Here is a 12742-nt window from a genome sequence, read left to right on the forward strand (position 1 = left end):
CAGATCGACGGACAGTCTTCCGGTCTAGACCAGGTGCCACACTTGAGGAATCGCATAGAGGCGCTCTTCTCTGTTGCCAGCCACCGCGGCTATCAGTTCAGATACCGGCAAGCGTCCTCGCTTCACGGTGAGCAGCAACCGTGCGCACAGGTCTGGCTTCACCTTCTGGGAACGATACGGGGTAAGAAAATGCGCATTCCGCGGCATCGGGATGCGAATATGGATTTCTGAGTAGATCTGGAATTCCCAGCCTCGCTCACGGGCAAATTCGCGGGCGGCGTCGAAGCGAGCAGCGAAGAAGTCCTTCTGCTCCGTCAGTATTTGTCTGGGCTTCACCTCGACTAGCTCTGTATAGCCCGAGGCATGCCGGACTAGGAAGTCGGGGACATACTTGGTCTTCCGGCCCCTCTCATTGATAAACCAGACCTTCTCGGGCTGATCCTGTATCTCGGCATCCGGCTCCCGGAACTTGGTGAGCACCACATAATCGCGCTCAAGGGTAGACTCGAACTCTATGGGATCGTCACCGTTGGCAACCATCCCGGTAATGCTCTGCCTGCCTGGGCCGATCTTTCTGGCTTTCGCTCTCATCCATCCGCCTTCTTGGTCTTGGCCAGCGCTTCGCGCAGCACCTGATCCACCCAGGCACCGACATTCTCGCCCGCGTGATGGGCTGCGGCCTTTACTGCCGCCCTGGTCGACGGCGAGACGCCATCGAGCTTCCAGTAGCGATGTGTGCCATAAGGTTTGTGCGGCTTCGCCGGCGCGGCCAGATGACGAGCGGCATGGAATTTCACCCCGAGGACGCCCCGGAGCGCCTTGTAGGTTGGCTGCTCTCCCTCTGCTTCCAGCTTGCCGGCGGCTACACGAATCTCGTCCGGCTGAACATGATGGGTCGAGCCGTTCAGATACCGCATCACTGCCACGGCATAGATGAAAGGTACGTCAACCGGCTGCTTGAACATCATCCAGCGGTGGAACCCTGCTGCACCGCAGGCCTCGGCAAAGCGATGCGGCCAATCCTGCGCCAGCTGCCAAGCCAGGCCGACCAGGATCAGGCGAGTCCTTGGCGGATAGCGCTCGATCTCCTGAAGCCTCGGGATCGCTTCTGCGCGAATGTCAGAGCCCGGGCCCATCAGATAGCGGCGCAATGGCAGAGCATGGCGGCCGGACGCCACCAGGCGGTAGAGCAGGGCAAATATCCTGAAGAAGAGCACCGGATGCACTGGCCCGGCCTCGCCCATGTGCTGCCAGTCGCCCCGGGCGATCCGCAGCAGACGTCGCTGAGGCGCCAGGTCATGCTCATCCACCTTGATCGGAGCGATATTCCGGAGGTCGAAGCCGCAATAGCCGCACTTGGCCAAGGAAGCGTTGTTCGGGGCAGCCTGAGCGCCGATCGAGCTGGAGCAACCGGGGCACCGGTCGACCAGCAGTTGGCGGTGATGGGGGCAGGCAGCCACGAACCCCAGGCGCCACTCGGCCCGGAAATAGGGCTCCTTGTCGGCCGCCAGGCACGAGGGGCATACCTGCTGGCCAAAGGAGTGATTGGAGTAGATACGGCCGCCTGGTGGCAGCCAGGCTAGATTCCCGCCGCCGTCGTCCCTGCCGAAGACAGCGCCTCGCCAGGAGCGCCAGGTGGCCTTCTCCAGGTCGCTACGAGGTACGCCGGTGTGGATCGTCAGGTTGGCGATCAGATCATCGCATGCATGGCGATCGAGGTCGGCGCCGGCGATGCGCCCACCGGGCAACGCAACGCGATAGAGTTCAGACGGCGATAGTCCATGAGCCCATGCAAGGCGTGCGAACCAAGAGCCGAAGCTCTCGCTTGGCTGCAACTTCACGCCAACCGGCCATCTGCTCGGCAGCTGCATGGAAGCATCCATCTGGATCCATCGCGGGTGAGAAAAATGCGAGCGCGATTCGGTACAATTTTACCACGATGGATAAGATGAAATAGCGATTTAGTGGGGCAGTAATGCTGCCGAATTGTCAATTAAGGTTGTCGGAATTGTCAATTAACGTGGTGTTTTGTCAACTAACGTGGTTTCCGACAGTCGCTGTCGTGGTTGGCGACGGGAAGATGGCGGATGGGGTGGGATTCGAACCCACGATACCCTTTTGGGGTATACGCACTTTCCAGGCGCGCGCCTTCGACCACTCGGCCACCCATCCAGCGCGGGCGGCACTATACTTTGGCCGGGCGAATTTGCAATTGTCCCGCCACAGGCTTTAAGCTATTGGCAGGTAGGGCTTTCTGCGGGGTGTGGGGATGTTTCTGGGGCGCTGGATCGGCTGGGTGCTGGTGGCGTTGAGCCTGATGGCGCTGGGCGGCGACGCCCTGAACTGGCTGGAGAGCGGCCAGGCCCGTTTCGGCGAGCTCGGCGCCTTCTGGTATCAGCTCGATGCCGGCAGCCTGACCCTGTTGCAGGCACTGATGCAGCGTTACCTGCCGGCCTATATCTGGGATCCGGGCATGACCGGCCTGCTGCACCAGCCAGGTGCCATTGTGTTGGCCGCCATCGGCGTGGCGGCAATCTGGCTGTTCCGCAAGCCGGCAGAGAAACAGCGTGCCCGCTTCGGCGCGCTCAGCTAACCTTCTGCCTGGGCCTTACGGCTCGGGTTGCTCTTCCCGCCTTACGGCTCGGGTAGCTCTTCCCCGCCTTACGGCTCGGGCATCTTGAGCGCCGCAATGAAGGCTTCCTGCGGGATTTCCACATTGCCGACATTGCGCATACGCTTCTTGCCCTCTTTTTGCTTCTCCAGCAGCTTGCGCTTGCGGCTGATGTCGCCGCCATAGCATTTCGCCAGCACGTCCTTGCGCAGCGCCGAGATGTCTTCGCGCGCAATGATACGGCCGCCGATTGCCGCCTGGATGGCGATCTTGAACATCTGGCGCGGAATCAGTTCCTTCAGCCGCTCGCAGAGCTGGCGGCCCCGGGCCTCGGCGCGGGCGGCATGCACGATGGTGGCCAACGCGTCCACCGGCTCGGCATTCACCAAGATCGACATCTTCACCAGATTGCCGGTCTCGTAGCCATCCATCTGGTAATCGAAGCTGGCATAGCCGCGACTCACTGACTTCAGGCGATCATAGAAATCGAACACCACTTCGTTCAGCGGCAGGCGATAAACCACCATGGCGCGATTGCCGGCATAGGTGAGTTGCACCTGGCGGCCGCGCTTGTCTTCGCAGAGCTTGAGGATGGAGCCGAGATGCTCGTCCGGCACCATGATCGTGGCCTTGATCCACGGCTCGTCGATATGGTCGATCTGGGTCGGATCCGGCATATCGGCTGGGTTATGCACGTCCTCGACGCTGCCATCGATCTTGTGCACCTTGTAGATCACGCTCGGTGCCGTGGTGATGAGATCGAGGTTGAACTCGCGCTCCAGCCGTTCCTGGATGATTTCCAGATGCAGCAGGCCAAGGAAGCCGCAGCGGAAGCCGAAGCCGAGCGCGGCCGAGCTTTCCATCTCGAAATGGAAGCTGGCGTCGTTCAGCCGCAGCTTGGCCAGGCTGTCGCGCAATTCGGTGAAGGAGGAGGCATCCACAGGATAAAGGCCGCAGAACACCACCGGCACCGAGGGCTTGAAGCCGGCCAGCGGCGTTGCCGTGGCGCGCTTTTCCTCGGTGATCGTGTCGCCGACATTGGTATCGGCCACTTCCTTGATCGCGGCGGTGAAGAAGCCCATCTCACCGGGGCCGAGTTCATCAACGATGACACGCTTAGGGTTGAATACGCCGACGCGCTCCACCGGATGCACCGCACCCGAGGACATGAACTTGATCTTCATGCCCTTCTTGATCGTGCCATCGACAACACGGAACAGCACCACGACGCCGAGATAGGCATCGTACCAGCTATCCACCAGCAGGGCCTTCAGCGGCGCCTCACGGTCGCCTTTCGGTGCAGGCAGGCGTGTCACCAGGGCTTCCAGCACCTTGTCGATGCCAAGCCCGGTCTTGGCCGAGATTTCCACCGCATCGGTGGCATCCAGGCCGATCACATCCTCGATCTGCGCCTTCACGCGGTCGGGCTCGGCCGCCGGCAGGTCGATCTTGTTCAGCACCGGCACGATTTCGTGATTGGCATCCAGTGCCTGATACACGTTTGCCAGCGTCTGCGCTTCCACACCCTGGCTGGCATCCACCACCAGCAGCGAGCCTTCGCAGGCCGCCAGGCTGCGGCTGACTTCATAGGCGAAGTCGACATGGCCGGGCGTGTCCATCAGGTTCAGCACATAGGTCTTGCCGTCCTTGGCCGTGTAGTTCAGGCGCACGGTCTGCGCCTTGATGGTGATGCCGCGCTCCTTCTCGATATCCATGTTGTCGAGAATCTGCTCGGTCATCTCGCGCTTTTCCAGGCCGCCGCAGGCCTCGATCAGACGGTCGGCAAGAGTCGACTTGCCATGATCGATATGGGCGATGATCGAGAAGTTGCGGATCAGGGAAAGATCGGTGGCCAAGGTGCTTATCCAAACAGGCGGCGGATATCGCCATGCGGCGTATCCTGCGACGGAATCTTCATGATGCCATTGGCGCGCAGGCAGGGCACGCCATCGGCGGTGATCAGGCTGTCGACAAAGCCCATGTTGCGGGTCAGGCGCACCAGGCGGCCCTTGCCCTCGACCCAGGCGCCGAGCGGTGCCGGCGCGGCGAAGTCGCCATTCAACTGGATTGTCGGCACGAATTTGCGGCCACCGGCGGCGATGCCGGCCGTGAAGCCCAGCAGCATGTCGGCGAAGGTCATCATCATGCCGCCATGGCAGATGCGGCCCGGATTCATGTGCCGCTCCTCCACCCGGAAGCCCATGATCGGCAAGCCGTCTTCCGGATCGAGCCGGCCCCATAGCGGGCCGTTCGCCGCCATGAAACCGACATCGAGGGCCAACTTTTTCATGCCGGCCGGAACAGTCGCCAGGGCAATAGGTTGAGGCTGTGTCATGGCGCGGGTTTTAGCACCCAAGCGGGGCCTGAGCAATGAAAGCCGGTTGCGCCCGCGAAATGCGGTTAAGCGCTTGACGTAGCGGCAGTTTTGGCGATTCCGCTTGCTTTTTCCACCCGCCATGCTTCCCTGGGTGCCAAGAAAGGCCCCTTCCAGTGGGCCGCAGGGAGGATTTCAGGATGCGACACCCGGCGCATCTGGCGCAATTCCGGCGCCTGTTGAACGGCCTCGCCGCCGAGCGGGCGGAGAAAATCGCGCGCCCCTTCCATATTGCCCCCGAGGTCTACTACGACGCCGACCGCGCCCGGCTGGAGCAGGAGACGCTGTTCCGCCGCCTGCCGCTGGTGCTAGGGCATGAAAGCACCCTGCCCAAGGCCGGCGACACCCTGACGCTGGATATCATCGACCGCCCGCTGCTGCTGCTGCGTGCCCGCGACGGGCAAATCCGCGGCTTCCTCAATGCCTGCCGCCATCGCGGCGCCCGGCTGGCGGATTGCCCGGAACCGGCGCGCAAGTCGTCGCTGGTCTGCCCGTATCATAACTGGACCTACGATCTGGATGGCCGGGTGAAGCATATCCCCTGCCTCGACACCTTCCCCGGCCTCGATCCGGCGCGGCATGGCCTCACCCCGTTTCCGCTCGAAATCCGCCACGGCATCATCTGGGGCATTCCGCAAGCCGGCGACAGCAGCAGCCTCGACCTGACCAGCTTCCTCTCAGGGCTGGGCGAAGACCTGGATGTCTTCGGCTTCGCCAACATGCACGGCTTCGCCCGCGCGATCACGCGGCGCAAGACCAACTGGAAGCTGGTGATGGATGCTTTCCTGGAAAGCTACCATGTGGTGCGACTGCATCACAAAACCGTCGGGCCGTTCTTCCAGGATGGTGCCGCGATTCTCGACCGCGTCGGGCCGCACATCCGCTCCATCGTGGCGCGACAGGAATTCGGCGAAATCGCACACCTGCCGGAGAGCGACTGGGATGCCCGCCGCCATGCCAGTTTCGCCTATGTGATCTATCCCAACACCGTTCTGGTGCTGCATCCCGATTACACCAGCATCCTGACGATGTATCCGGTCGGTGCCGACGAAACCGACTTCATGCATACCATGCTCACCCCACATCCGCCGCGCAACGACAAGGAGCGCGACCATTGGCAGCGCTCCTTCGCGCTGATCGAAGGCGGCGTATTCCAGGCCGAAGATCTGTGGATTTCGGAACGTATCCACGCCTCGCTGCGTTCGGGCGCGAATACGCGCTTCACCTTCGGCCAGCTCGAATACGGCATCAAGGTGTTCCATGACCAGCTCGACGCCGATCTCGGCACGCGGTCGGTGGAGGAGTAACTAGGTTTCGTCATGGTCCGCGCAGGCGGACCATCCACGAGTTTCTTTTTATCGCAGAATAAAAACACTCGTGGATGCCCTGCCTCCGCAGGGCATGACGAATAAAAAAGAATCGTCATGCGCGGACTTGATCCGCGCATCTCATGCCACTTTCCAAGAGACCGCCGGGTCAAGCCCGGCGGTGACGAGACTAAGCTCTCTTCCGCAGGAAAGTGAGCCGCGCCGGGCCCTGCTGGCGTTCCTCGAGCAGATCAAAACCCTCGGGCACGGCATAGGCGCCTTTGGCGTCGGTTTCGATGATCGCCAGCGCCTGGGGTTTGAGCCAGCCATCGCGGTCCAGACCCTGCAGCACCGGCGTGCCAAGGCCGGAACGGTAGGGCGGATCGAGGAACACAATGTCCACCGGCACAGAAGCGCGGCCGGGCTGGCGCGCATCGGCGGCGCGCAGCGTGATGCGCTCCGATAGACCAAGCTCGGAAGCATTGCGCAGGATGCAGCGCCGCGCCGCCGGATCGATCTCGAACAGATAGGCATGCAGTGCGCCGCGCGACAACGCCTCGAAACTCAAGGCGCCGCTGCCGGCGAAGGCATCCAGCACGATGCCGCCATCCAGCCGTGTCTTGCCCTCATCGGTGAGCAGGGAGGGCGAATGCAGCAGCATGTTGAACAGGGATTCGCGCACCCGGTCGGTGGTCGGGCGCGTAGCCTGTTCCGGCGGCGCATGCAGCGCACGGCCGCGATGGCTGCCGCCTACGATGCGCATTACTTTTTCTTTTCAGGCCGGGCCTGAATACCGCGGTTCTGGGCGCTGCGGTCCTGGGCGCTGCGATCTTGGCCTGTGCGCGGACGCTTCGCCGGCTTTTCGCCAAGCTGCTCGGCCAGCACTTTGCCCGCCACCTCGCGGACTTCGCCTTCCACCAGGTTGCCGAGCTGGAACGGGCCATAGGCGACACGGATCAGGCGGCTGACCGGATAGCCGAGATGCTCCATGACACGGCGGATTTCGCGGTTCTTGCCCTCGCGCAGACCGATGATCAGCCAGGCATTGTCGCCCTTCTGGCGCTCGACACTGGCCTGGATGGCGCCATATTCGACGCCATCGATAGTGATGCCATTGGCCAGCCGTGCCAGCAAAGCTTCCACCACCTGGCCATGCACGCGCACGCGGTAGCGACGCAGCCAGCCCTGGCTCGGCAATTCCAGCTTGCGTGCCAGCGCGCCATCATTGGTCAGCAGCAGCAGGCCTTCGGAATTGAAGTCGAGCCGGCCAACCGAGATGACGCGCGGCATATCCTCGGGCAGTTGCTCGAACACCGTCGGGCGGCCTTGCGGGTCGCGATGCGTGGTCATCAGGCCGCGCTTTTTGTGCAACAGCCACAGCCGGGTGCGCTCCGGCTCGCCCACCGGCTTGCCATCCACCACGATGCGGTCGGCGGCGGTCACCACCACCGCCGGGGTGGTCAGCACCTTGCCGTTCACCATCACGCGGCCTTCGGCGATCCAGCGTTCGGCATCGCGGCGCGAGCAAAGCCCGGCGCGCGCCAGCCGCTTGGCGATGCGCTCGCCATCCTTGGTGCCATCCTTGGCGGCATCCTTGTGCTTGTCGGTCATGGCTTGGCCGCCGCGGCGATGAAGGCGGCGTAAAGCGCGCGGTCGCCTTCGGAGATGAAGAATTCCGGGTGCCATTGCACGCCGATGCAGAAGCGGTAGCCGCCATGCTCGATGCCTTCGATCACGCCATCGGAGGCCACGGCATTGACGGTGGCGCCGGGCGCCACCTTGTCCACTGCCTGATGATGCGCCGAGTTCACCGGCAGCGCGTCCTTGCCAACGATCGCCTGCAGCCTGGTGCCGGGCGTGATCGCCACATCATGGCCGGCCTCGTTGCGCGGATTGGGCTGTTCATGCGCCAGGGCATCGGGCACCGCATCGGGGATATGCTGGATCAGCGTGCCGCCCAGCACCACGTTGAGCAATTGCTGCCCGCCGCAGATGCCGAGCACCGGCTTGTCCGCCGCCAGCATGCCCTTGATCATCGCCCACTCAAACTGCGTGCGCGCATCCTTGGTGGTGACGCTGGCATGCTTGGTGCCGGCGCCGAACAGCACCGGATCGACATCGAAGGCACCACCGGTGACGATCAGGCCATCCAGCAGTTCGACATAGCGCGCTGCCACCGCCGGCTCATGCGGCAGCACCAGCGGCACACCGCCGGACTCGGTAACCGCCGAGCAGTAATTCTGTCGGATCGCATACCACGGAAACTTGGAATAGCCGCCGGGCTGCTCGGAATCGAGCGTCAGGCCGATCAGGGGGACTTTGGTCTTGCTGGTCATGGCGCGGTTATAGGCCCGGCAGCCCATCACAGCAACAGCGGCGGCAACCGGGCTTGACGCCCCACCCGCGCTGCCGCAGGTTGGCGCCATGAAACAGGCTTCCGGCTACATGGATCTGGCTCTGGCCGAGGCTCGCGTCGCAGCAGAGCGCGGCGAGGTGCCGGTCGGCGCCGTGCTGGTGGATGGCGCCACCGGCCAGGTGGTGGCCCAGGCCGGCAACGAGACCCGGGCGCTGAACGACCCCACCGCCCATGCGGAGGTGCTGGCGATCCGCCGCGCCGCCGCCGCCTTGGGCCAGGAACGGCTGACCGGCTGTGACCTTTACGTGACGCTGGAGCCCTGCCCTATGTGCGCTGCAGCAATTTCCTTCGCGCGGCTGCGACGGCTGTATTACGGCGCCGACGATCCCAAGGGCGGCGCCGTGGAAAACGGCGTGCGTTTCTACGCCCAGGCAACTTGCCATCACCGCCCGGAAGTCTATGCCGGGCTGGCCGCCGCGGATTCGGCAGCCCTGCTGCGCGACTTCTTTTCCAGCCGCCGCTGATCCCTCCTGTTTGTTCGGCCACCCGGCTGGCCCTATCCGGCTTCCTTGCACGGGTTTAAACTCGGTCCGTCAACCGTTATCGGCTAACTATCGAACAAGGACTAACCACAATGGATTTCACTTTTTCCGACCGCGTGAAAACGCTGCAGGAGCAGGTCTCCAAATTCATGGATGACCATATCTATCCCAACGAGGACCGTTTCTTTGCCGAGATCGCCACCGGCGACCGCTGGGAACCGACAAAGGTGGTGGAAGAACTCAAGGCCAAGGCCAAGGCGCAAGGGCTGTGGAACCTGTTCCTGCCTGACAGCCATCGCGGCGCCGGCCTCAAGAACCATGAATATGGCAGCCTCTGCGAAATCATGGGCCGCTCCTTCCTGGCACCGGAAGTGTTCAACTGCTCGGCGCCGGATACCGGCAACATGGAGACCATCGAACGCTACGGCACCGAGGAGCACAAGAAGCAGTGGCTGGAGCCGCTGCTGGCTGGTGAAATCCGCTCCGCCTTCGCCATGACCGAGCCGGCGGTGGCCTCGTCGGACGCCACCAACATCGAGTCCGAGATCAAGCGCGACGGCGATCACTACGTGATCAACGGCCGCAAGTGGTGGACCTCCGGCATCGGCGACCCGCGCTGCAAGATCATCATCTTCATGGGCAAGACCGACGCCAACAACCCGAACAAGTACATGCAGCAGAGCATGGTGCTGGTGCCGCGCGACACGCCCGGCGTGAAGGTGCTGCGCATGCTGCCGGTATTCGGCTATGACGACGCGCCGCATGGCCATGGCGAAGTGGTGTTCGACAATGTCCGAGTGCCGGTGAGCAACGTGCTGCTCGGCGAGGGCCGTGGCTTCGAGATCGCTCAAGGCCGCCTTGGCCCGGGCCGTATCCACCATTGCATGCGCCTGATCGGCCTGGCCGAGCGCAGCCTGGAGAAGATGTGCAAGCGCGCCAAGAGCCGTGTTGCTTTCGGCAAGCCGGTGTCGGAGCAGACGGTGACGCTGGAGCGCATCGCCGAATCGCGCATCCTGATCGACCAGGCCCGCTTCCTGACCCTGCACGCGGCCTGGAAGATGGACACGGTGGGCAACAAGGCGGCGCGCAAGGAAATCGCCATGATCAAGGTGGCGGCGCCGAACATGGCCTGCAAGGTGATCGACTGGGCGATGCAGGTGCATGGCGCGTCGGGCGTTTCCGACGACCAGATGCTGGCCTATTCCTATGCCCAGGCCCGCACGCTGCGTTTCGCCGATGGTCCGGACGAGGTGCATCGCAACCAGATCGGTCGCCTCGAGCTGCAGCGCTGGAACTAAGCAGGAAGTGATTGGCCGGAAACGGTCAGGTTTAAGACACAACAAAAAAAGAGTGCCTCCCCATGACCGTTTCCGATTACTTCTCTGCCACCTATGCCGAGGCGCGGGAGAAATTCCGCGCCGCGGCCCGGGACGCCGGCGCCACGCTGACGGCCTATGAGAATCCCAAGGCGCGCACGCCTGACGGGGCGCCGTTGACCACCGATGTCGCCTGCCTTGGCCCGGCCAATGCCAAGCGCGTCTACCTCACCATCTCCGGCACCCATGGCGCCGAAGGCTTCTGCGGCTCGGGCTGCCAGGTCGGCTTTTTCCACGAGCGCATCTATGAAGCAGCGCCGGCCGACACCAAGATCGTGATGATCCACGCCATCAATCCCTACGGCTTCGCCTGGATCCGCCGGGTGACCGAGGACAACGTGGACCTCAACCGCAATTTCCAGGATTTCGCCAAGCCGCTGCCGAACAATGCCGCCTACAAGGATGTGCATGACTGGCTGATCCCGGCCGATTGGGACGGCCCGGCCAAGGCCGCCGCCGACAAGGCAATCCTCGACTACCAGCAGAAGCATGGCCTGCGCGCCTATCAGGCCGCCGTCACCGGCGGGCAATACAGCCATGGCGATGGGCTGTTCTTCGGCGGCGGCCAGGCCACCTGGTCCAACACCACTTTGCGCCGCATCCTGGCCGAGCATGTGCCGGCGGGTGCGCTGAAACTCGCCAGCATCGACTACCATACCGGCCTCGGCCCCATGGGCTATGGCGAGCCGATCTATGTCGGCCCCGAGATGCTCGGCACGATGCGCGGCGTTGACAAGGCAAAGGCCTGGTATGGCCCCTCCGTGACCGATCCGAATGACGGCAGTTCGACCTCGGCCAAGGTGACCGGCACAGTGCCGGAAGCCTTCCTCGACCTGCCTGCTGGCATCGAGGTGGTATCGGTGGCCCTTGAATACGGCACCAAGCCGGTGCCGGAAGTGCTGAATGCGCTGCGCGCCGACCATTGGCTGCATGCGCGCGGCGATCTCAATTCAGCCCTCGGCCAGCAGCTCAAGCGCCAGATGCGCGATGCCTTCTATGTCGATACCGCGCCCTGGAAGGCCGCGATCTTCGGCCGCGCCGCCGATTTCGCGCTGCGCAGCTTCCACGGCCTGGCGGAGTAGGCAGTCGCCTCACCTCATTCCGTCACCCTCGCGAAAGCGAGGGTGACACAGGAAATTAGTCGTCGCCGCCGTCGACCAGGTTCCAGGCCTGGTTGGCGACGGAGCGTACCACCGCGCCATAGGCTTTCACCGCCGGCGTGGCCGGGCCGCGTTCGCTGCCGCGCTTGTAGATGCCCTGCGCCATCACGGCGACGCGGAACAGCGCGAAGGCGAGAAAGAAGTTCCAGTGCGCGATGCCTTCCAGCCCGCGCGCGGCGCAGTAGCTGGACACATAATCATGCTCGCCGGGAATGCCGGTATCGATGAAATCGATGCCCTGCAGGCTGCCCATGCCGGGAATGGTGACGCGGTAGGGCATGCAGTTGATCGCCAGATCGGCCAGTGGATGGCCCACCGCCGCCACATCCCAATCCAGCAGCGCGACGACGCGCGGCTCGCTGGGATGGAACACCAGGTTGTCGAGGCGGAAATTGCCATGCATCAGGCTGGTCATGCCATCCTGCGGCACATTCGCCGGCAGCCAGTCCAGCAGCCGCGTCATGGCACCGATATCCTCGGTGCGGTTGGCATTGTATTGCTGCACTAACGCCGCCACCTGGCGTGCCAGATAGTCGCTGCCGCTGCCATTGGCGGGAAGCCCGAGCTTGAGTGGATCGAGCTGGTGCACCTGCGCCATCGCCTGCGCCATCGCGGCATAGATGGACTGGCGCTGCTTCGCATCCATGCCCGGCAGGTTGGGATCGCGGAAATGCCGGCCCGGCACGTATTCCAGCAGATAGAAGGGCGTGCCGATCACGGCTTCATCCAGGCAGACCAGCTTGGGCTGTCCCATCGGCAGGCCGGCGGCATGCAAAGCCGAGATCAGCGCATAGTCGCGCTCGATGCTCTCGGCCAGTGTTGCGCCCTTCTTCGCCACGCTGCGCTTGCGCAGCACATGATTCTGCCCCGGGCTGTGCAGCAGGAAAGTGGGCGATGCCTGGCCGCCCTTGAACTGGTTCACCGTCAGCGGCGGGCGGAAATCAGCGAGTGCGCCCTGCAGATACGCCGATAGTTTGCCTTCGTCGAACCGGTGTTGCGGTTGCACGGGCATCAAT

General features: G+C 63.5%; 13 protein-coding genes and 1 tRNA gene. 5 read left to right on the forward strand and 9 right to left on the reverse strand.

Features of this window, described 5'->3' with window-relative positions:
* Positions 1–24 precede the first annotated feature (24 nt).
* The 3 genes from V6B08_RS17730 to V6B08_RS17740 all read right to left on the reverse strand — a co-directional run bounded on the left by V6B08_RS17730 (position 25) and on the right by V6B08_RS17740 (position 2172).
* Positions 25–540, reverse strand: a complete 516-nt coding sequence (locus V6B08_RS17730) for a TnsA endonuclease N-terminal domain-containing protein (protein WP_341983338.1) — start codon at positions 538–540, stop codon at positions 25–27.
* A gap of 47 nt (positions 541–587) precedes the next feature.
* Positions 588–1871, reverse strand: coding sequence for a TniQ family protein (locus tag V6B08_RS17735; protein ID WP_341983340.1), 1284 nt, complete (start codon positions 1869–1871; stop codon positions 588–590).
* A 210-nt stretch (positions 1872–2081) separates the two neighbouring features.
* Positions 2082–2172: transfer RNA gene (locus V6B08_RS17740), tRNA-Ser, on the reverse strand.
* A gap of 97 nt (positions 2173–2269) precedes the next feature.
* Here V6B08_RS17740 and V6B08_RS17745 point away from each other — a divergent pair.
* Positions 2270–2593 (forward strand): hypothetical protein, encoded by a 324-nt coding sequence (locus V6B08_RS17745; RefSeq protein ID WP_341983342.1) that lies wholly within the window; start codon positions 2270–2272, stop codon positions 2591–2593.
* A gap of 68 nt (positions 2594–2661) precedes the next feature.
* Here the strand turns inward: V6B08_RS17745 and lepA are convergent, their stop codons facing one another.
* Positions 2662–4467, reverse strand: a complete 1806-nt coding sequence (gene lepA, locus V6B08_RS17750; protein ID WP_341983345.1) for a translation elongation factor 4 — start codon at positions 4465–4467, stop codon at positions 2662–2664.
* Between the two features lie 5 nt (positions 4468–4472).
* Positions 4473–4901, reverse strand: a complete 429-nt coding sequence (locus tag V6B08_RS17755) for a PaaI family thioesterase (RefSeq protein WP_341983347.1) — start codon at positions 4899–4901, stop codon at positions 4473–4475.
* Between the two features lie 224 nt (positions 4902–5125).
* Here V6B08_RS17755 and V6B08_RS17760 point away from each other — a divergent pair, with 224 nt between their 5' ends.
* Positions 5126–6292, forward strand: a complete 1167-nt coding sequence (locus tag V6B08_RS17760) for an aromatic ring-hydroxylating oxygenase subunit alpha (protein ID WP_341983349.1) — start codon at positions 5126–5128, stop codon at positions 6290–6292.
* A gap of 190 nt (positions 6293–6482) precedes the next feature.
* Here the strand turns inward: V6B08_RS17760 and rsmD are convergent, their stop codons facing one another.
* Genes rsmD through V6B08_RS17775 form a run of 3 tightly spaced genes read right to left on the reverse strand, consistent with a single transcriptional unit; the run spans position 6483 to position 8628 of the window.
* Entirely contained in the window at positions 6483–7055 is a 573-nt protein-coding gene (gene rsmD / locus V6B08_RS17765; RefSeq protein WP_341983351.1) for a 16S rRNA (guanine(966)-N(2))-methyltransferase RsmD, read from the reverse strand.
* Positions 7055–7903, reverse strand: a complete 849-nt coding sequence (locus tag V6B08_RS17770; RefSeq protein ID WP_341983353.1) for a pseudouridine synthase — start codon at positions 7901–7903, stop codon at positions 7055–7057. Before V6B08_RS17770 ends, rsmD begins: the two co-directional genes overlap by 1 nt.
* Entirely contained in the window at positions 7900–8628 is a 729-nt protein-coding gene (locus V6B08_RS17775; protein WP_341983531.1) for a gamma-glutamyl-gamma-aminobutyrate hydrolase family protein, read from the reverse strand. The genes V6B08_RS17770 and V6B08_RS17775 overlap by 4 nt, the downstream gene beginning before the upstream one ends.
* Before the next feature lie 88 nt (positions 8629–8716).
* On the opposite strand from V6B08_RS17775, the gene V6B08_RS17780 reads away from it, so the two are divergent.
* The 3 genes from V6B08_RS17780 to V6B08_RS17790 all read left to right on the forward strand — a co-directional run bounded on the left by V6B08_RS17780 (position 8717) and on the right by V6B08_RS17790 (position 11648).
* A complete protein-coding gene (locus V6B08_RS17780; protein ID WP_341983355.1) occupies positions 8717–9172 on the forward strand; it encodes a nucleoside deaminase in 456 nt (151 codons plus the stop codon).
* 110 nt (positions 9173–9282) lie between these two features.
* Entirely contained in the window at positions 9283–10488 is a 1206-nt protein-coding gene (locus V6B08_RS17785; RefSeq protein ID WP_341983357.1) for an acyl-CoA dehydrogenase family protein, read from the forward strand.
* 62 nt (positions 10489–10550) lie between these two features.
* The gene (locus V6B08_RS17790) at positions 10551–11648 is read left to right on the forward strand and encodes a M14 family metallopeptidase (RefSeq protein ID WP_341983359.1); all 1098 of its coding nucleotides are present in this window, start codon (positions 10551–10553) and stop codon (positions 11646–11648) included.
* A 55-nt stretch (positions 11649–11703) separates the two neighbouring features.
* Here V6B08_RS17790 and V6B08_RS17795 read toward each other — a convergent pair whose 3' ends face one another.
* The gene (locus V6B08_RS17795; protein ID WP_341983361.1) at positions 11704–12732 is read right to left on the reverse strand and encodes a phosphotransferase; all 1029 of its coding nucleotides are present in this window, start codon (positions 12730–12732) and stop codon (positions 11704–11706) included.
* Between the last annotated feature and the right edge of the window lie 10 nt (positions 12733–12742).

This window comes from Ferrovibrio sp. MS7 (genome assembly GCF_038404985.1).
Taxonomy (GTDB): Bacteria; Pseudomonadota; Alphaproteobacteria; order Ferrovibrionales; family Ferrovibrionaceae; genus Ferrovibrio; species Ferrovibrio plantarum.